Here is a 19055-nt window from a genome sequence, read left to right as displayed (position 1 = left end):
AAGTTTAGTATTTTTACTAAAATTATTGTTTCTATGAACAATCTTATTGCTGAAGCTGAAAAATTTGCAACCAATCTTTTAAATGAAAAGTTAGATACTTCTTTTCTCTATCATAATTTAACGCATACCCAGCGCGTGGTCGAGAAAGCAAAAGAACTGGCCGAACAAAGTGGATTATCCGATTCTGAAAAAGACATACTCACATTAGCGACATGGTTTCATGATACTGGTTATACTAAAGGCATAAAAAATCATGAAGAGGACAGCGTTGTTATTACGAAGGATTTTTTAAGTTCCCAGAAATGTCCAAAAGAAGATATTGATGCTGTTTGTGATTTAATTTTGGCAACTAAAATGGATTATGTTCCTAAAAATAAATTAGAAAAAATTATTAGGGATGCTGATTGTGCCCACATAGGAAGCAAAAGCTATTTAGAGGTTTCTGAGTTACTTAGAAAAGAATGGGAATTAACTTGTGATAGAACATTATCTGAAAGTGAATGGTTAGATGAAAACATTAATTTTTTAGCAACTAAACATAGTTTTCATACAACTGAAGCTGCTTTAAATTGGGATAAAAGAAAGGGCAAAAATCTTTCTGAATTACTAAAAGCGAAGAAAAAACTAGATGTCGATAGCAAAAAATTAAAACAAAAAAAAGAAGAGTTAAACTTTAAAAAGAATAAAGTAGAACTGCCCGAGAGAGGCATTGAAACCATGTTTAGGGTAACGCTTAAAAATCATATAACTTTAAGTAATATTGCCGATACAAAGGCTAATATTTTACTCTCTGTAAATGCTATAATTGTCTCGTTAGTTTTGGCTAATTTAATTCCTAAGTTAGATAATCCATCTAATCAATACCTTATTTACCCAACCATTATTTTTGTTACCGTTACTGTAGCTTCAATTATTTTATCTGTATTAGCGACACGACCAAATGTTACAAGTGGTAAGTTTACCAAAGAAGACGTTGCTAACAAAAAAGTAAATTTGTTGTTCTTTGGGAATTTCCATAAAATGAGTCTTAAAGATTTTGAATGGGCTATGGGAGAAATGATGCAAGACAAAAACTATCTTTATTCTTCAATGAAAAAAGATTTATACTTTTTAGGATTAGTACTAGATAAAAAATATAAAATTCTCAGAATTACCTATTCAGTTTTTATGGTAGGCATTATAGTTAGCGTAATTGCATTTGCTATTGCATTCCAATATCAAGTGCCTAGGCTTTAATTTCTTTCATTAAATCATCGTAGGTATAGAATGCTTTATCTTCCTCATTTTTATGATAAAGAACGCTAACACGTATAGCCTTTAATCCAGTAACAGCCTGTAAATCTTGTAATTCAACAATTTCAACATCGGTATCTAAATAGTTCTTAGACTGTAAAAATTTGATATATCTTAAATATTCACGCTCGTCTTGTTTTTGCGAATAAACAATGGTGATTTTACCTTTATCTGTAACTCTTGTATTAGTTCCTTTTATATAGGCTTTATCTACTCGTTTTTTTACAATTTCATATCTGGCATTATAAGTCCCGTCTACATCAAATTGCTTTTCATCCATTCTAAAACTAATAGACAATGGTTGATTGAAAACTAAAATCATAGAAGCTACATCTAGTGCAATAGGGAAATTCTTTTGCATTTGATAGTATGAATTTTCCATTTCGCACATGACTTGCAACTGCCATAATCTCAAGTTATAAAGATATATAGGGTTAAAAGAATCTTCTTTCGTAATTGACTCTCCTATGTACATATTATGCTCTACTCCGTCGGTTTTAAAACGTTCAAAAAAGTGCGGATACATAGCTTGTGCTTCTACTTGTTTACTATCTAATAACGAAGCCATTTCTTTGTTAATAGTAGCTATGGTATCATCATAATCCTTTCTGTGATGGTAAAGTACATTTATCTTATCATCAATACTTTCAAAATAAGCATCAATATGCTCTTTTAATTCACTTAACTCGTATAGATGATTTAACACAGGTTCTATTTCATCCTTGAAAAAGTTAGATATGTGTTGTTCACTATCAACTTGAAAATTTTCACTTAGCCCTTTTAAAAAATCATCAATTTGGTAAGTATACTGCTCATAAATAGGTAACATTTCAATTTCGGATGCCTTTGTGAAAATATTTTTAATAGCATTTAACTGTAATGTTAAATCCAACTTAGTAGCTGTATTTCTCGCTTCTGATGAACCTTTTATATCAATTTGACCATAAAGTGGATATATATTTTCGAATGCTATTTTATTAAACGCCGCCTTTTCTCCATTAAATTCAGCCTTAATAAAGTTTTTAGCTTCTTTTTCAAAACGCCAATGCACACTTGGATGAATTGAAGTACATTCTTTTTGAATCACTGCTTCAATCAAGTTTTCTTCTTCTTTCTTAGAACGTTCAACCGCAGAAAGAATATACGGCATAACATCCACCAATTTATTTGCATTTATACTATTAAGTATATATGGCTTTTCAGAAACCAGCTCCATAATACCAAGTAAACCATCATCGTTTGCAATTGGGGCCAAAATAGCACTTTTAATTCCTTGTTCTTTTAACGATTTATATTGTGGTGCTTTACCTTTTGAGAGCTTATAATATTTATCTACATCAGAAATAGCATAGAATTTTTTATCTTTAAGTATATGATTATAAGACCTTTTACAAAACGATTTTTCTGTAGCATTTACACTTTTACCATTAAGTAAAAAACTGTTCATTCCAACACCATAAACACTCTCCAGAGAATCCTCCTCTTTGTTATATATTGAAAAACCAACTTTTAATTCTTTAATATTAAGTAACGATCTGAATATCTCATGAAACTCTTCCATGAAATTCTCATCTTGACGTTTATCTTCTCCTATAAGATTAGATTTAATATTAGAGATTGATTGATCGTCAGTAACATCAAAAATATTAGAAATAACAAATCCTTTAAAAATATAACTGTTAGGTGGAAATTTTTCTTTCCAAAGGTCAATATTATCGAAGCTATCTAACAATAATTCATAATCTTCTCTAGTAATATCTGGAGCAATGTCGGTCTTTATAATTTCGGTAAAATCCGCATTATATAAAATTTTGTAATAACGTAATATGCCATTAGCATCAGGAATTTCATAAAAGAATGGGCGCTTGAAGTTTAAAGTATAACCATAACAAAAATTTAAAATAATAGTACAAGCTATAATGTATCTATCATCTTCTGGCATGTTTTTAATTTGCAGTTCAAAATCATCGCCTGCTGTTTTAATAATGTTTTTAAAACGTTCTGAAGAATTAAAAATTAAATTATGAAATGGTACAGAAGCAGTTTTAATTTCGTTGTTACTTAATACTGGTGCAAAAGAGTCTTGTAGAATAATTCCAATTTCTTTTTCTCTTTCTTTTAACAAGTTAATATCGCTAAATCCATCTCGTAGCTCTGGATATGGATTAGCAGATGCTAAAACACGCTTCGCCTTTGCCGAAAGAAAATCATCTTTACTTTTAGCTAATTTCTCATAATGCTCAAGTAACTTATTAAAGCTTACTTTAAGCGTCATTGGCGATTCGATATTATCGTTAATATCCATTATGTTATACTCCTTATAGAACAAAGTTACGAATTATTGGTTTAGTCGTTGTTTAGAAGACTTGCTAACACTAAAAATGTTACAATAAAATGTGTTAAATTATAAATAAAAAAAGCATCTCAAAATTGAGATGCTTTTCCTTTACAGTGCGGGCGGGGAGACTCGAACTCCCACACATTGCTGCACTAGATCCTAAGTCTAGCGTGTCTACCAATTCCACCACGCCCGCTATTAGTCCCGATAAATATCGGGATGCAAATATAAACAAGATTTTTAAATTGCAAACTTAATGAGCCTTAAAAACATTCTTTTTTATACTTTTGAAGGAAACCATATTATCGCTTTATGAATAATGTTAAAACTTATATTGAAACCCACAAAGACCGATTTTTAAATGAGCTTATCGAACTACTTAAGATTGCATCCATAAGTGCAGATTCAACATTTGAAAAAGATGTATTAAATACAGCCGAAGCCATTAAAATTAGCTTAGAAAAAGCTGGATGTGATACTGTCGAGGTATGTGATACAAATGGATACCCCATTGTTTACGGTGAAAAAACAATTGATAAAAACTTGCCAACTGTTCTAGTATATGGTCATTACGATGTACAACCACCAGACCCATTAGATTTATGGCATTCCCCTCCGTTTGAACCTGTTATTAAAAATACAGAAATACATCCTGATGGGGCCATATTCGCACGTGGTGCTTGTGATGATAAAGGGCAAATGTATATGCATGTAAAAGCTATGGAGTTTATGACATCTACCAACCAATTACCTTGCAATGTCAAATTTATGATTGAAGGCGAAGAAGAAGTTGGAAGTGCAAACCTTGCAACATTTGTTAAAAATAATCACGACAAACTAAAGAATGATGTTATTCTTATTTCTGATACAGGTATGATTGCTCCAGATGTTCCATCAATAACAACCGGCTTGCGAGGTTTAAGCTATGTTGAAGTTGAAGTTACTGGACCAAATCGCGATTTACATTCTGGTTTATATGGTGGTGCAGTGGCGAACCCAATCAATATATTAACCAAAATGATAGCATCCTTACACGATGAAAATAATCATATTACCATCCCCGGATTTTATGATAAGGTTGAAGAACTCTCAAAAGATGAACGAGCAGAAATGGCTAAAGCACCTTTTAATTTAAACAATTATAAAAACGCTTTAGATATTGAGTCTGTTTATGGTGAAAAAGGTTATACAACTAACGAGCGCAATTCTATAAGACCAACCTTAGATGTTAATGGGATATGGGGTGGTTACATAGGCGAAGGCGCTAAAACTGTTATTGCAAGTAAAGCTTTTGCTAAAATATCCATGAGGTTAGTACCTCATCAAGATTGGAAAGAAATCACCCAACTATTTAAAACTCATTTCGAAAATATAGCTCCAAAGGGTGTAAAAGTTAAAGTAACACCACATCATGGTGGTCAAGGTTATGTAACACCTATAGATAGTATTGGTTACAAGGCGGCAAGTAAAGCTTATAAAGACACATTTGGTAAAACACCTATCCCTCAACGCAGTGGTGGGAGTATTCCAATAGTATCGCTTTTCGAGCAGGAATTAAAAAGTAAAACTATTTTAATGGGCTTTGGTTTAGATAGTGATGCCATTCACTCTCCTAACGAGCATTTCGGGATTTGGAATTATTTAAAAGGCATCGAAACCATCCCTTACTTTTATAAATATTTTACAGAATTCTCTCAATAGATTTGGGGGTGTTACCACGATTTTCACTATAACTTTTACAAAAAAGCAAAAGAATTGAATTTATCCTGAGCTAAGTAAAAGGATTTTAATCCTTAGCACAGGTCAGCAATGCCTATGAAAAACCAACACAGTAATCAACTTTTATTACTATTACTTGCAACACTTTTTATAAGTACTTCTGGTGTCTTAGGTAAATTTATAGATATGCCAACACCAGTAGTGGTATGGTGGCGAAGTTCATTAGGGGCATTATTCTTATTCATTTATTGTCGTTATAAAAGAATTAATTTAGACCTTAAATCTAAAAAAGACATTCCTACATTAATTTTAAGTGCTCTTTTTATGGGCGGGCATTGGATTACCTATTTCTACGCACTTAAACTTTCTAATGTAGCCATAGGTATGTTATCACTATTCACGTTTCCTGTTATAACGGCCATGTTAGAGCCAGTTTTTTCAAAAACAAAACTAGACCCCATCCATATTATTTTAGGTGCAATGGTTCTCGCTGGAATTTATATTCTATCTCCTGATTTTAACATAGAGAATTCATATATAAAAGGGCTTTTATTTGGGTTATTATCTGCACTTTGCTATGCTATTCGCAATCTCATTTTAAAACGTCATATAAAACATTATAATGGCACTGTACTTATGTTGCATCAAACAATTATGCTTACAATTTTATTAGTTCCTGTCATGTTTATAATGGACACATCAACTATAAAAACTCAATTTCCGTATGTTATAATTTTAGCTTTATTGACTACAGCTATTGGTCACTCATTATTTATACATAGCCTAAAATATTTTTCGGTTACTACAGCAAGTATAGTTGTTAGTTTACAGCCAATTTTAGGAATTATACTGGCATTTATTTTCCTAAAAGAAATACCAACGTTAAATACCTTTATTGGTGGCTCTTTAATACTTGCCACAGTTGTAATTGAAAGTATTAGATCAAAGAAAAGATAAACTTTCCTCCTTTTCTATGTAACAAATCGCCCGGTTTAACGTTCTAATAGTCAATCAATCAAAAACAATCAAATCATGTTAAAGCAATTCTTCATAATTTGCTCTGGTGCAGACACCGATCTTTTAAAAGACTGTTCCACTGGCGAACAAAATAAATATGCTGGCATAGGTGCTACTGTTTTTTTTACAGCAGTAATGGCATTCATTGCTGCTAGCTATGCCCTCTATACTGTTTTCGACAATCTATACACGGCTATATTTTTTGGACTAATTTGGGGTTTACTTATTTTTAATTTAGATCGCTATATTGTTTCAACTATAAAAAAAACAGGAAATGTCATAGACGAATTAATGCAGGCATCTCCAAGAATACTTTTAGCAATCATTATTGCTATTGTAATTTCTAAACCACTTGAATTAAAGATTTTTGAAAAAGAAATAAATCAAGTTTTACTTGAGCAAAAAAACAAGTTAACTCTTGCTAATAAAAATCAAATTGCCGAACAATTTACGCCCGCCATCGTTGCGCTAAATAATGATATTGTTTCATTAAAACAGCAAATAGATACTAAGGAAGCAGAAGTAAATCAATTATATGATACCTACATCGCCGAAGCAGAAGGGACTGCCGGCACTAAACTATTAGGTAAAGGTCCTGTATATAAAGAGAAACGTGAGAAACACGATGCTCTACTTGCCGAATTACAAGAGCTAAAAGCGGAAAACAAAGCCAAAATATTGGAAGCAAATTCTCAAATTGCAAATTTAAAAGGGGATTATGAAGCACAGGTTGTAAACACGCAACCAATCATTAATAGTTTTGATGGTTTAATGGCAAGAGTTAATGCCTTAAATGAACTTCCATGGCTACCATCTTTATTCATATTCCTACTATTTTTGGCTATTGAAACGTCTCCAATATTCGCGAAATTATTGTCGCCAAAAGGCGCTTACGATTTTAAATTGGAAGATCAAGAAACTGCAGTAAAAACAAATGTTCTTCAAAATAAAAACCAAAGAGAAGCATTATTAAAAACAGATTATGCGATTAATGATCGTATTTATGAAGACATAAAACAAGAAGATGAACTCTATAATTATAAACGCAAAAAAGCTAGAGAGCTAATGCAACTTCAAGCAGATGCCTTTTATAAAAAACAAAAAAATGCGCTTTAGAAATTAGGCCGCATTTTCCGATTTAAACTTATTGTATAAACTTGTGGGACCACTTCCAATAATAGAAATATTTTTATGGTTCTTAACAGATTCTTTGTGTAATTCTAACACCGCTCTTATTCCATAACGGTCAATGTGCTCCACACCTTCAACATTTATAACAATACTATTCTCGCGTTCAAGCATGCGCTGAAGTTCATTTCTAAATTGATGCACATTTCGTTTATTTAGAACGCCCTTAATTTTTAAAAAATTCCCATAGCTGGTTATTCTAAGATTCATATAACATAATTATTAGGTTAAACATTAGACTTAGGGAGTGTAATATTTTGACTATCAATCAAATATAGACATAATAATCGATTACGCATAATTTTTTCGACAAACGGAATACTCATCTGATAAAATGAGGACTTAGCCTCAGTATAAGCTTTTTATGGCTCATTATAAATTTAGATTTATTACATTTAAATAGTTTTAAATTTTTAATTAAACATCATTAAATATGAGAGCTTTTTTAATAATATTCGTTTCAATTATATGTTTTAACTTAAATGCCCAAACAACCAGTAATCAGGATACTGAAGCTATTCTAGCTGTTCTCGAATCTCAACGAAAATCATGGTCGAATGGCAACATAGAAGCATTTATGGGTGGCTACTGGAAAAGCGATTCATTAAAATTCTATGGAGCAAATGGCATTACTCATGGTTGGAAAAATACATTAGAAAACTACAAAAAAGGCTATCCTACAAAAGAACACACAGGAATATTAGATTTTAAAATTAATGCAATTAGTAAAATTACTAATGATGCTTACTACGTTATGGGCGAATTCTTTCTAAAACGAAGTGTTGGAGATGCTAACGGAATTTTCATGATTATTTTCAAGAAAATAGATGGCGAATGGAAAATTATTGCAGATACATCTTGCTAAGTCATGGCATCAATAGTTAGAAAAGCAACTGCGGAAGATCTTCCAATTTTATTGGACTTTGAACAAGGCGTTATTGAAGCGGAAAGACCTTTTGACCCGACAATTAAATCAGGAAACATCACCTATTATGATATTTCTGAATTGATTAATAGTCCTAACTCGGATGTTTTTGTAGTAAAAATTGACAATACCATTGTAGCATCTGGTTATGCCAAGATAAAACCAGATAGACATTATTTAAGACATACAAAACATGGTTATCTTGGATTTATGTATGTTTCCGAAAAACATAGAGGCAAACAATTAAACAAACTTATTGTGGATGCCCTTTTGCAATGGTGTAAAGAAAAAGGTGTTTTTGAAATAAGACTAGATGTTTATCAAGACAATCTTCCCGCTATTAAAGCCTATGAAAAAGCAGGATTCAAAAAGCATATGATAACTATGCGTCTTAATTTAAAAGACGATTAAGATGTGCACTAAATATGATAAAATAGGGAATAATTACAATCTTACAAGAAAAGCAGACCCATATATAGCTGAGAGGTTTATTAAGCTTTTAAATCCTAAACTAGGAAAGCAATATTTAGACATAGGATGCGGAACTGGTAATTACACAAAAGAGTTTGCTAATAAAGGTTTTTGTTTTATAGGTATAGACCCATCTAAACAGATGCTAGACATTGCACAAAGTAGTAAAAGTAACATTGTTTGGAAGATTGGATCTGCCGAAAGCACAGGTTTAAAACCTGAAAGTATAGATGGTATAATAGGAAGTTTAACCATACACCATTGGGGGAATTTAGAAAAAGGTTTTAAAGAATTATATAGTATTCTAAAACCAAATGGTAATATTGTTATTTTCACTTCCACTCCTAATCAAATGAAAGGCTATTGGCTAAATCATTACTTTCCAAAAATGCTAAATGATTCTATTAAACAAATGCCAACCTTAAAATCTGTTTCTCATGCTATGCTTAACACTGGTTTTAAATCCATTAAACCAGAAAAATACACTATAAAATCTGATTTAAAAGATTTATTTCTTTACAGCGGTAAACATAATCCTGAACTGTATTTCGATGCTAAAATACGTCATGGAATCTCTTCGTTTTCTTCACTTTCCAACAAAAAAGAAGTAGACAAAGGGTTAGAACAAATGAGACAAGATATAGATAACAATACCATCCAAGATATTATTAAATCCTATGAAAATAATAACGGTGATTATTTGTTTGTAGTAGCTAGAAAGTAATTCTATTAAAACTTTCTGTCGGGATGAAAAGCATCAATTTTAATAGATGCTTTTCTGTCCGAAATTATTTCTGAAACTATTTTACCCGTAGCTGTTCCCATACTCCACCCCATCATAGCATGACCAGTTGCAAAAGTTAAATTTTTACATTTTGAAGATTTTCCTATATATGGTAACCCATCTGGTGATACTGGACGTAACCCTGATGCAGCTTCATTTTTTTCTGAAGAATTCAAAACAGTATCTGGATAATATTGCGAAGCGGCACTAGCAATAGCTTCAACCCTTGTTTTGTTTATATTATTATTAATCCCCGCAATTTCCATTGTTCCAGCAAATCGCGTAAAACCATTCATTGGGGTAACTGCAACTTTAGCTTCAGTTAATATAGCAGGCACGGTTATTCCTGTAGATTGGGTTGTATTAATTCTATATCCTTTTCCTGCCTGAAGTAACAAGTTTAATCCTATTTTTTTGCTTAATATATGAGACCAAGAACCAGCTGCCAAAACAAACTCATCGGCATTTAAAGTTTGTTTGTTTGTCTTAATCGATGACACTTTATTATTCGATATCTCTAGGTCTACAACCCTTTCATTTTTATAGAACGTAACCCCAACTGATTCTAAATAGGATTTCATTTCCTTCATAAACTCACTTGGCGTTGTATGATAATCGCATTTATAAAGTACCGCTCCTAGAACTGAAATTTTCGCATCAGGTTCTACTTTGCTTAACTCTTCTTTATTCAGAACCACTGCATTTAATCCTTCAGAATTAGCAATGTGTGACGTTATAATTTCTTCCTCCATCATGCGTTCTGTCTTGCAAAGCATTAATAAGCCTTTCTTATCATAATGAAATGAAAACTTTTCATCTCGCTTAATATTATCGTACAACTCCTGACTTAAAAGTGATATGCTCTTAATATTTGGAATCGCTTTTTTAACATGTTTTACACTACACGATTTATTAAATGCCCATACCCATCTTATAAAATCTGAATTGAAGCGTGGTTTTATGTAGAGTGGACTTGTCGTATCGAACATCCATTTTAGTCCTTTCTTCATAACCCCTGGAGCTGCTAACGGAATTATATGACTTGGTGATAAATATCCAGCATTCACATAAGAAGCACCTTCGGCCATATTAGATTGATCAACTATGGTAACATCATGACCTTCCTTATGAAGATAATATGCGGAGCACAGTCCAATTATTCCACCTCCTATAATTATAACTTTTTTACTCATTTAAATAATTGTAATAGATCCCGAAACAAGTTTGGGATGATTTAACGCTTCGCATTAAATCACTTGAAAGCCATGGGCATAAGGATCATCATCATTTATTGTAATTATATTATGCCCATATATTCTTGCCCATCCTTTTATACTGGGAATAATTGCAGGTTTCCCATCTAAAGTTACTTCTTTTTCAACACAACCTATAAACTTACTACCAATAAAACTTTCATGAATAAATTCTTCTCCCTTTTTAAGCTTTCCTTTCGCATGTAATTGTGCCATTCTAGCTGATGTCCCTGTGCCACAGGGGCTTCTATCAATTGCTTTATCCCCATAAAAAACAGCATTTCTGCCAGAAGAGCTTGAATCAATTGGGTTACCTGTCCAAAGTAAGTGCGAAACTCCATTAATAGTTTTATCTTCAGGGTGAATAAATATATCTGGATATCTCTTGTTAATTCTATCTCTAATTACCTGTGAATATTGAACTAGCTCACTTGCTTTAAACTCTTGAACTCCAGCAAAATTTTCTTGGGGATCTATAATTGCATAGAAATTTCCACCATAGGCTACATCAAATATTAATTCCCCTAATTGTGAACATGTGATAGTTAATCCTTCTGAAGCCAAATAACTTTTTACGTTAGTGAGCTTTACCCAATCTACTTTATTACCAATTTGTTGGTAGTCGATTTCAACTAGGCCTGCAGGAGTCTCCATTTTTATTTTTCCAGGTTTTTTAGGCGTAATTAAGCCTTCTTCAATCACAATTGTTATGGTTCCAATAGTACCATGTCCACACATTGGTAGACAACCTGATGTTTCAATAAAAAGAACAGCTAAATCGTTATCTGAGTCATGTGGTGGATATAAAATACTCCCACTCATCATGTCATGCCCTCGAGGTTCGAACATTAAGCCTTTACGAATCCAATCAAAATCCTTCAAAAAATGCTGGCGTTTTTCACTCATTGATTTACCAACCAGTTTTGGGCCTCCTTCTTTAATTAGTCTAACAGGGTTACCACAAGTATGGGCATCAATGCAAATGAAAGTTGATTTACTCATTTTGTTGATGTTGGATATAGGCATTTATTCTTTTTTCAAGAATTGCTAAAGTCACTGTACCTTGTTCTAAAATAACTTCATGAAACTCTCGAATATCGAATTTCACTCCCAATTCAACTTCTGCTTTCTTTCGTAATTCTCTAATTTTCAATTCGCCAATTTTATATGACAAAGCTTGCCCTGGCCATGAAATATAGCGATCTGTTTCTGTGTTTATTTCATGTAATGACAGTGCTGTATTTGAAGACATATAATCGATAACTTGTTCCCGAGTCCAACCTTTTGCATGAATTCCTGTGTCTACTACCAATCGGCAAGCTCTCCACATTTCATAAGTTAACTTTCCAAATTGTTCATATGGTGTTCTATACATACCCATTTCGTTAGCTAAAAATTCTGAATATAATCCCCAACCTTCACCATAAGCAGATAAATATAAATTCTTTCTAAACTTAGGAATGCTATCTCCTAATTCATTATTTAAACTACCTTGTAAGTGATGTCCCGGAACCGCTTCATGAACCGTTAGAGCTGGTAATGTATATAAAGTTCTACTTGGTAAATCATAAGTATTTACCCAATAATAACCTGGTTCTGTACTTTCCTTTGAAGTAGGAATATAACGTCCACTAGTGTATTTAGGAGCAATAGCGTCTGGTACGGGTGCGACACCATATGGTTTTCTTGGTAATGTTTTAAAAAACTGCGGCAATTGTGCATCTGCACGTTTAGCCATATCTCTTGCTATCATTAACAATTGCTCCGGAGTTTTGGCGTAAAATTGCTCATCAGTTCTTAAAAAATGGAAGAAATCTACAAAGCTTCCTTTAAAGTTTAAATTTCCAATAATCTGCTCCATTTCACCTTTGATGCGAGCAACCTCTTGGAGTCCTATTTGATGAATGTCATCAGCTGTAAATTCTGTACTTGTTGTATAAAAGTTAATTCGGTTTTGATAAAATGATTTTCCATTCGGAGTTTCAGAAACTCCTAAACTAGTTCTTGTATTTGGAAAAAATTCTGTTTCAAAAAAGACCTTAATCCTTTTAAATTGAGGTGTTACATTAATTTCAATAGCTTCTTTTGCTGCGGTTAGCACAGAATCTTTTTGAGTTTTAGTTAAACCTGAAGGCAATTTTTTAAATGGGGAATAGTAATAACTCTCTTCATAATTTTCTACTATATTATCATTATATGTGGACTCATAGCCTTTAAAAATAACTAATGGTTGAGATACCCCTTTTTCTAAACCTTCCCGAAGATTTTCCAAATGTTGATTGACAAAAACTGGTAGTGCATTTAGTTTGTTCAAGTATTGTCTCACTTGAAAATAATCATTTAAAGGTCGTACCCCGTAAGTTAGATTGTTGTGGAATCCTGCGTCTGATAATAACGGATTTAAATATTGTTCAAACTCATAATAACTAATTTGATCCTTTAGGATAAAGTCTAAAAGCTCTGCTGAAATTTGATCGGTTTCGCTTAAATTCTTTAAATTAATTTGTGTAAGCTCATCCAATTTTTTTTGTGCAAATTCTGCTTGAGATTTGTAATGTGCTTTAGTAAAAATTCCTAAGGGATAAGCTTTTTTATCATATCCCTCATAATCTTGATAACTCTTAATAATTTTATCTAATTCCAGAGATGTGTTTTCAGTTTTTTCTTTTTCACATCCAAAAATGAATAGCAGTGTCAATATTGAAATTAAATTAAAATACTTCATATAGTGTCTTGGGTTTGAACATTATTAACGAGTCTTGAAATACCTAAAGGGTTTTCATTTTTAAGTTCATCTGGAAGTAGTTTATTAGGCCAATCCTGATAGCTAAATGGTCTCACCCACCGCTTTATAGAATGAATACCGACAGCTGTAAAACGGCTATCTGTAGAAGCGGGATAAGGGCCTCCATGTACCATAGATGGGCAAACCTCAACACCAGTTGGAACTCCATTGTATATAATGCGTCCTACTCTGTTTTGTAATGCTGAAATGACGTCGCCATAATTTGAAGCTTCATCATTTTCTGCAATTATAGTTCCCGTTAATTGCCCTTCTAATTTAGAAATAATTTGTTTTAATTGATTCGCGTTTTCACATTCAACCACCATCGAAAAAGGGCCAAAAACTTCTTGATGCAATGTTGGATTCGCTAAAAACACTTCTCCATCTACTGCTAAAATTGCTTGTCTTGCATAATTAGATTTTACATTTCCTTCATAATCTGCAACAACTACCAAATTAGATTGGTTTATTGCTTTTGCTTTTTTAGCTTTATAAGCTCCAATAATATTAGGATGTAGCATACAAGTTGGTTCTATCTTTACAATTTCTTCGGAAAGACTTTTTATAAACTTGCTCAGACTTTCGCTTTTAATTCCAAAAAGCAAACCAGGATTTGTACAAAATTGCCCAGTTCCTAAAGTAATAGAACTAGCATAGGTTTTCGCCAAGGTTTCATCTCTATTTTTAATAGCTTCTGGAAGCATAATTACCGGGTTTACACTGCCCATTTCTGCAAATACGGGAATAGGCTCTTCACGCTCAGCAGCCAGATTATACAATGCTCGCCCACCATTGATGCTTCCTGTAAATCCTATTGCTTTTACTCCAGGATGTTTAACCAATTGCACCCCAACATCTATTCCTTTGCTATTCAAATTTGAAAAGACACCATTAGGCATGCCTGTTTTTTTTACTGCTTTTATTATTGCAGAAGCTACTAATTTGCCTGTTCCAGCATGCATAGGATGCGACTTTACAATAACTGGACAACCAGCAGCAAGTGCAGCAGCTGTGTCCCCTCCTGCAGTAGAGTAAGCTAATGGGAAATTGCTGGCTCCAAAAACTACTATTGGTCCTAAAGGCACCATCATTTTACGAATATCTGACCTTGGCATAGGCTTACGTTCTGGTTGAGCAGCATCAATAGTCGCTTCTACCCAAGAGCCCTCTAAAACTAAATTAGCAAATGATCTTAATTGGCCAACCGTCCTTCCTCGTTCTCCTTTCGCTCTTCCTTCTGGCAAACCTGTTTCAGAGCAATATGTTTGAATTAATGTATCGTCAAGTTCTAAAATTTCATCGGCAATTGTATTAAGAAATTCTGCCTTTTTAGCACCAGAGATTGTTCTATAAATCTTAAAAGCTTCTGTTGCAAGTGCTACAGATTCATTTATTTCTTCATCATTTGCTTGCGTGAAAATATTTTCGTTTTCAATATTCAATTCTGGATTGAATGTTTTATACGTTTCATTCCCTTTTGCAGATTGCTGGTTTCCTATATAGTTTTTACCTGATATCATTTTTTATTTATTCTTTTTAAATGTGCTTCAATATCCACAGGTTTATGAATTATTTTCGTCGATACTGGATATTTGCTTAACGAGGCTTTTGGTCTAATAGGACGTGGCACAAAACCTCCACCACAATTTGGGCAAACACGATGTAAAATCGTTTCTATACAATCCTTACAGAAGGTACATTCAAATGTGCAAATCATGGCTTCTTCAGAATTAAAGGGCAGCAATTTATTACAATGTTCGCAAGAAGGACGTATTTCTAACATGTTATCTTAATTTTATGCAAAGACGTTCAATCTTTTATATTCTGGAAGCGTTGGCCTTGTTTTTAAGCCATGTTCTATAATTGCAATTATTGCTTCCCTTTCTTGGTCTTTTAAAACTAATCTAGGCGCTCGAACATATTCCGATCCAATATTTGTAAATTGAGATGCTAACTTAATATATTGTACTAATTTAGGATTAATATCTAATTCTAGCAAGGGCATAAACCAGCGGTAAATAGTAAGAGCTTCTTCTATTCGACCAACTTTTTGCAACTCGTAAATAGCCACTGTTTCAGCAGGAAAGGCGTCTACCAAACCAGCTACCCATCCATCGGCGCCAATTAACAAACTTTCTAAAGCTATAGTATCTACGCCACACAGAATTGCTAATCTGTCGCCAAACCTATTCTTAATTCTTGTAATATTGGTGGTGTCTCTAGTAGACTCTTTTACAGCTTGAATATTAGGACAACTCTCTAACAGCTCATCAAACATATCTAGTGTCACCTCAATTTTATAATCTACAGGATTGTTATAAATCATAATTGGTAAAGACGTACTATTAGCAACAGTTTTAAAATATTCTACAACCTCAGCATCACTAGCATTATAACGCATGGGTGGCAACATCATAAGTCCCTTGGCTCCATCTTCTTCAGCAATTCTTGCCAAAATAATAGCTGCTTTGGTAGTTTGTTCAGCAATATTCATTAAAACTGGCACTTGCCCATCAACAATCTTAACGGCTTCTCGGGTTAATATTCTTCGTTCTAAATCTGTTAAGGTACTGGCTTCTCCCAAAGTACCTCCTAAAACAATACCATGTACACCTGCTTTTAATTGCGCCTTGATATTTACTTTAAACAACTCTAAATCTAATTCATCGTTTACTGTGAACGGTGTTGTAACTGCGGGCATTACCCCTTTCCATTGAATACTCATATACTAAATTTTTGATACCGTAAAATTACTTTTGTTTCAACTTTACTAAGCATGTTTTATTATTCAATTTCAATATTATATTATCCATTTTTAAGTGAATATTAATATTTGTGAATATTATTTATGTATTTTTAAGAACGATTTAAATTATATTAATTGAAAGTTTTACCATTTAAAATACCCAAACCTGAATACGATTCTTTCATTTTTCAAGTTGATGAGGGGGCTGCTTTTTATGATAAGTTACACCAGCATGATGAAATTCAAATAAGTTTGGTTCTTGAAGGAGAAGGCACTCTAATAGTAGGAGACAAAATAAATTATTACACGAAGGATGATATCATTATTCTAGGAAGTAATATTGCACATGTATTTAAAAGCGACCTTAAAAATGCGAAAAACTCCCATATGCTGTCTTTGTTTTTTACGAAGTCGTCATTTGGATCTCGTTTTTTCGAATTAGAAGAATTGAAAGAATTACAACCATTCTTTAAACGTTCTAAGTTTGGTTTCAGGCTTACCTCTAAAAATCAATTAATTAAAAAATTGTTTTATCAACTTGAAAACGCTAACAAATTTGATCAATTTTTAACCTTGCTTCAACTCATAAAAATATGCTCAAGAGCAAATTACAAAAGTTTATCTTCTTTTATTTATGATAAATCATATTCTACTAATGAAGGGCAAAGAATGCGTAATGTATTTGAATATACTATGAATTATTTTGAAGATGATATTTCTTTAGACACTATTGCTGAAGTCGCTAATATGACCAAAAATGCTTTTTGCAAATACTTTAAAAAGCGAACTAACAAGACATATATTCAGTTTTTAAACGAATTACGCATAGAACATGCTTGCAAAATATTGAAATCTCACAAAGACCTATCAATAATTTCTGTTGCTGAAAAAGTTGGGTTTAATAATATGTCTAATTTTAATAGACAATTTAAAGCGATTAAACATTTGAATCCTTCAGAATTCAGGAAGTCCCTTTATTAGGTTTTTTTGACGTAATCGGTTATAATTACAATGTGCTGTGCTCCAACCTTACCTTCTATGTATTTATCGTTTTCACGGTCTAAGCGTATATTTCTAACAGCTGTTCCTTGTTTAGCTATCATACTCGAGCCTTTCACTTTTAAATCTTTGATAAGTACTACAGAATCTCCAGAATTTAAAATAACCCCGTTAGAATCTCTATGAATTATTTTAGCCGAATCGTCTTCGTGCTCGCCTGTAGTTCTTGCTAAAGCCATAGCTTCATCGTCTAGGTACATCATGTCCAATAAATCTTTTGGCCAACCTTCATTACGAAGTCTTTGCAACATTCTCCATGCCATAATTTGTACTGCAACATGTTCACTCCACATACTATCGTTTAGACAACGCCAGTGATTTGGATTCATTTCTAGGTCACCATTTATTTGATCAAAACAAGTGCTGCATGCTAAAATATCGTTAGCCACATTTTCGTTTAACGAAGGTGGGATAGTATATTGCTTTAAATTTTCGGTTGAAGAACATAATTCGCAGGTATTATTGCTTCTGTCTTTTAATGTTTGTAATACACTCATGATCATGTGGTTTTAACTTTGCAATATTACAGTTAAATAGCAGGTTCTACAAGTTTGAATTTTCACAAATAAAAAAGGGTGCCTTTTGGCACCCTTTTTTAAAAACCTATTTTAATTAAAGTTTCACAGCAGTGTATACATAATCTCCGTGTCCTTTAAAGTACTTTCCTAAAGCTTTACCTTCTTCTTCGGTTAAAGCCTCTTTCATTAACTCAATGTTTCTATCAAACATTTTGCCTAAATCGTCTAAAGAATCAATTAAAATACCTTCATTAAAATCTCTCTTATCCGATCCCCAAGCGTGCATACTTGGGTAATAGCCTTTAATATATTCGTTTTTATTTATAACATTTTCTAGAATTTTTGCGCGAAGTGCATTAAATTCTTCCATTGATCCATCCTCTGGATATGCTAATTTATTTTGGCGCATATATAAAACCATATCTCCTTCTGGGGCTGCTGGTAAAATCTTAGCCCCTGGTAAAGTAGCATAAATTTCGTCTGAATGAAACATTGAATAAGCAGAATTCAATTTCTCTAAAAAAGCTTTTCTCTCTTCTTCATCTGGCCATGCTTCTTTTTCTAATTCGCTATTTCTAGCTGCTGCTTTATCTAGTGCTTCCCAATTAGGGTATGTTTGCACATAAAGCACTTCATTACTGTTCTCAGTTAGTAAATGGGTATAATACCATCCACCAACAACATACTCATTCTTGCTAGTAACCTTGTCCATATATTCCTTCTCTGTTGCTCTCCATTCTTCTGGAGATCCTTCATAATTCTTGCTCCAATACGATTTGGTTACTGTAACGTATTCTGGCCTTTTTGGAGCTTCTTCATCTTGAGCAAAAATAGCACTTGGGCTTAATAAAAAGAGTAATACTAAGATAGCGGTAAAAAATTGGTTGGTTGTTTTCATAATGTTTTTAAAAATTAAAGTTAATATATTTAAATTAGTCAATACTTCTTTAAGATTAGGG

General features: G+C 32.8%; 18 protein-coding genes and 1 tRNA gene. 8 read left to right on the top strand and 11 right to left on the bottom strand.

What is annotated here, in order from left to right:
• Positions 1-33: 33 nt before the first annotated feature.
• Complete coding sequence (locus AC2D6V_RS06075) at positions 34-1236, top strand: Pycsar system effector family protein (RefSeq protein WP_484647166.1); 1203 nt, start codon at positions 34-36, stop codon at positions 1234-1236.
• On the opposite strand, the gene AC2D6V_RS06070 is transcribed toward AC2D6V_RS06075, so the two are convergent.
• Positions 1226-3598, bottom strand: a complete 2373-nt coding sequence (locus tag AC2D6V_RS06070) for a GAF domain-containing protein (protein ID WP_484647165.1) — start codon at positions 3596-3598, stop codon at positions 1226-1228. The two genes, AC2D6V_RS06075 and AC2D6V_RS06070, sit on opposite strands and share 11 nt — an antisense overlap.
• A 147-nt stretch (positions 3599-3745) precedes the next feature.
• Positions 3746-3827: transfer RNA gene (locus tag AC2D6V_RS06065), tRNA-Leu, on the bottom strand.
• A 116-nt stretch (positions 3828-3943) separates the two neighbouring features.
• Here AC2D6V_RS06065 and AC2D6V_RS06060 point away from each other — a divergent pair.
• From AC2D6V_RS06060 to AC2D6V_RS06050, 3 genes are all read left to right on the top strand, one after another.
• The gene (locus AC2D6V_RS06060) at positions 3944-5332 is read left to right on the top strand and encodes a dipeptidase (RefSeq protein ID WP_484647164.1); all 1389 of its coding nucleotides are present in this window, start codon (positions 3944-3946) and stop codon (positions 5330-5332) included.
• A gap of 114 nt (positions 5333-5446) precedes the next feature.
• A complete protein-coding gene (locus tag AC2D6V_RS06055) occupies positions 5447-6307 on the top strand; it encodes a DMT family transporter (protein ID WP_484647163.1) in 861 nt (286 codons plus the stop codon).
• A 75-nt stretch (positions 6308-6382) separates the two neighbouring features.
• On the top strand, positions 6383-7483 hold the full coding sequence (locus AC2D6V_RS06050; RefSeq protein ID WP_484647162.1) for a DUF4407 domain-containing protein: 1101 nt from the start codon (positions 6383-6385) through the stop codon (positions 7481-7483).
• Between the two features lie 3 nt (positions 7484-7486).
• On the opposite strand, the gene AC2D6V_RS06045 is transcribed toward AC2D6V_RS06050, so the two are convergent.
• Entirely contained in the window at positions 7487-7765 is a 279-nt protein-coding gene (locus AC2D6V_RS06045; RefSeq protein ID WP_484647161.1) for an STAS domain-containing protein, read from the bottom strand.
• Between the two features lie 223 nt (positions 7766-7988).
• Between AC2D6V_RS06045 and AC2D6V_RS06040 the strand changes: the two genes are divergently transcribed.
• Genes AC2D6V_RS06040 through AC2D6V_RS06030 form a run of 3 tightly spaced genes read left to right on the top strand, consistent with a single transcriptional unit; the run spans position 7989 to position 9675 of the window.
• A complete protein-coding gene (locus tag AC2D6V_RS06040; protein WP_484647160.1) occupies positions 7989-8420 on the top strand; it encodes a YybH family protein in 432 nt (143 codons plus the stop codon).
• 3 nt (positions 8421-8423) lie between these two features.
• Positions 8424-8891: a GNAT family N-acetyltransferase gene (locus AC2D6V_RS06035; RefSeq protein ID WP_484647159.1), complete on the top strand. Its 468-nt coding sequence runs from the start codon at positions 8424-8426 to the stop codon at positions 8889-8891.
• Position 8892: 1 nt separating this feature from the next.
• Positions 8893-9675, top strand: coding sequence for a class I SAM-dependent methyltransferase (locus AC2D6V_RS06030; RefSeq protein ID WP_484647158.1), 783 nt, complete (start codon positions 8893-8895; stop codon positions 9673-9675).
• 5 nt (positions 9676-9680) lie between these two features.
• On the opposite strand, the gene AC2D6V_RS06025 is transcribed toward AC2D6V_RS06030, so the two are convergent.
• From AC2D6V_RS06025 to AC2D6V_RS06000, 6 genes are read right to left on the bottom strand one after another with little or no spacing between them, the layout of a single operon-like run.
• Positions 9681-10928 (bottom strand): NAD(P)/FAD-dependent oxidoreductase, encoded by a 1248-nt coding sequence (locus AC2D6V_RS06025; protein ID WP_484647157.1) that lies wholly within the window; start codon positions 10926-10928, stop codon positions 9681-9683.
• A 54-nt stretch (positions 10929-10982) separates the two neighbouring features.
• On the bottom strand, positions 10983-11990 hold the full coding sequence (locus AC2D6V_RS06020) for a 4-hydroxyproline epimerase (protein WP_484647156.1): 1008 nt from the start codon (positions 11988-11990) through the stop codon (positions 10983-10985).
• Complete coding sequence (locus AC2D6V_RS06015; protein ID WP_484647155.1) at positions 11983-13713, bottom strand: DUF885 domain-containing protein; 1731 nt, start codon at positions 13711-13713, stop codon at positions 11983-11985. The genes AC2D6V_RS06020 and AC2D6V_RS06015 overlap by 8 nt, the downstream gene beginning before the upstream one ends.
• Positions 13710-15293 carry an aldehyde dehydrogenase (NADP(+)) gene (locus AC2D6V_RS06010; protein ID WP_484647154.1) on the bottom strand — a complete coding sequence of 528 codons (1584 nt, stop codon included), beginning with the start codon at positions 15291-15293 and terminating at the stop codon, positions 13710-13712. The genes AC2D6V_RS06015 and AC2D6V_RS06010 overlap by 4 nt, the downstream gene beginning before the upstream one ends.
• Positions 15290-15556, bottom strand: coding sequence for a DUF1272 domain-containing protein (locus AC2D6V_RS06005; RefSeq protein WP_484647153.1), 267 nt, complete (start codon positions 15554-15556; stop codon positions 15290-15292). Before AC2D6V_RS06005 ends, AC2D6V_RS06010 begins: the two co-directional genes overlap by 4 nt.
• Positions 15557-15568: 12 nt before the next feature.
• The gene (locus tag AC2D6V_RS06000) at positions 15569-16498 is read right to left on the bottom strand and encodes a dihydrodipicolinate synthase family protein (RefSeq protein ID WP_484647152.1); all 930 of its coding nucleotides are present in this window, start codon (positions 16496-16498) and stop codon (positions 15569-15571) included.
• Between the two features lie 156 nt (positions 16499-16654).
• Between AC2D6V_RS06000 and AC2D6V_RS05995 the strand changes: the two genes are divergently transcribed.
• Entirely contained in the window at positions 16655-17500 is an 846-nt protein-coding gene (locus AC2D6V_RS05995) for an AraC family transcriptional regulator (protein ID WP_484647151.1), read from the top strand.
• On the opposite strand, the gene AC2D6V_RS05990 is transcribed toward AC2D6V_RS05995, so the two are convergent.
• On the bottom strand, positions 17497-18075 hold the full coding sequence (locus tag AC2D6V_RS05990; protein ID WP_484647150.1) for a PhnA domain-containing protein: 579 nt from the start codon (positions 18073-18075) through the stop codon (positions 17497-17499). The genes AC2D6V_RS05995 and AC2D6V_RS05990 overlap by 4 nt on opposite strands.
• 115 nt (positions 18076-18190) lie before the next feature.
• Positions 18191-18994, bottom strand: a complete 804-nt coding sequence (locus tag AC2D6V_RS05985) for a hypothetical protein (RefSeq protein WP_484647149.1) — start codon at positions 18992-18994, stop codon at positions 18191-18193.
• Between the last annotated feature and the right edge of the window lie 61 nt (positions 18995-19055).

This window comes from Algibacter sp. YIN40 (genome assembly GCF_057219435.1).
The sequence above is the reverse complement of the archived record's forward strand: the minus strand, read 5'-3'. Positions and strand labels throughout refer to the sequence as shown.

Coding starts and splice junctions, on each gene's coding strand:
- AC2D6V_RS06000 (WP_484647152.1), bottom strand. CDS start 16,498: ATGAGTATTCAATGGAAAGGGGTAATGCCCGCAGTTACAACACCGTTC.
- AC2D6V_RS06005 (WP_484647153.1), bottom strand. CDS start 15,556: ATGTTAGAAATACGTCCTTCTTGCGAACATTGTAATAAATTGCTGCCC.
- AC2D6V_RS06010 (WP_484647154.1), bottom strand. CDS start 15,293: ATGATATCAGGTAAAAACTATATAGGAAACCAGCAATCTGCAAAAGGG.
- AC2D6V_RS06030 (WP_484647158.1), top strand. CDS start 8,893: ATGTGCACTAAATATGATAAAATAGGGAATAATTACAATCTTACAAGA.
- AC2D6V_RS05985 (WP_484647149.1), bottom strand. CDS start 18,994: ATGAAAACAACCAACCAATTTTTTACCGCTATCTTAGTATTACTCTTT.
- AC2D6V_RS06020 (WP_484647156.1), bottom strand. CDS start 11,990: ATGAGTAAATCAACTTTCATTTGCATTGATGCCCATACTTGTGGTAAC.
- AC2D6V_RS06015 (WP_484647155.1), bottom strand. CDS start 13,713: ATGAAGTATTTTAATTTAATTTCAATATTGACACTGCTATTCATTTTT.
- AC2D6V_RS06035 (WP_484647159.1), top strand. CDS start 8,424: ATGGCATCAATAGTTAGAAAAGCAACTGCGGAAGATCTTCCAATTTTA.
- AC2D6V_RS06060 (WP_484647164.1), top strand. CDS start 3,944: ATGAATAATGTTAAAACTTATATTGAAACCCACAAAGACCGATTTTTA.
- AC2D6V_RS06055 (WP_484647163.1), top strand. CDS start 5,447: ATGAAAAACCAACACAGTAATCAACTTTTATTACTATTACTTGCAACA.
- AC2D6V_RS06070 (WP_484647165.1), bottom strand. CDS start 3,598: ATGGATATTAACGATAATATCGAATCGCCAATGACGCTTAAAGTAAGC.
- AC2D6V_RS05990 (WP_484647150.1), bottom strand. CDS start 18,075: ATGAGTGTATTACAAACATTAAAAGACAGAAGCAATAATACCTGCGAA.
- AC2D6V_RS06040 (WP_484647160.1), top strand. CDS start 7,989: ATGAGAGCTTTTTTAATAATATTCGTTTCAATTATATGTTTTAACTTA.
- AC2D6V_RS06025 (WP_484647157.1), bottom strand. CDS start 10,928: ATGAGTAAAAAAGTTATAATTATAGGAGGTGGAATAATTGGACTGTGC.
- AC2D6V_RS06045 (WP_484647161.1), bottom strand. CDS start 7,765: ATGAATCTTAGAATAACCAGCTATGGGAATTTTTTAAAAATTAAGGGC.
- AC2D6V_RS06050 (WP_484647162.1), top strand. CDS start 6,383: ATGTTAAAGCAATTCTTCATAATTTGCTCTGGTGCAGACACCGATCTT.
- AC2D6V_RS06075 (WP_484647166.1), top strand. CDS start 34: ATGAACAATCTTATTGCTGAAGCTGAAAAATTTGCAACCAATCTTTTA.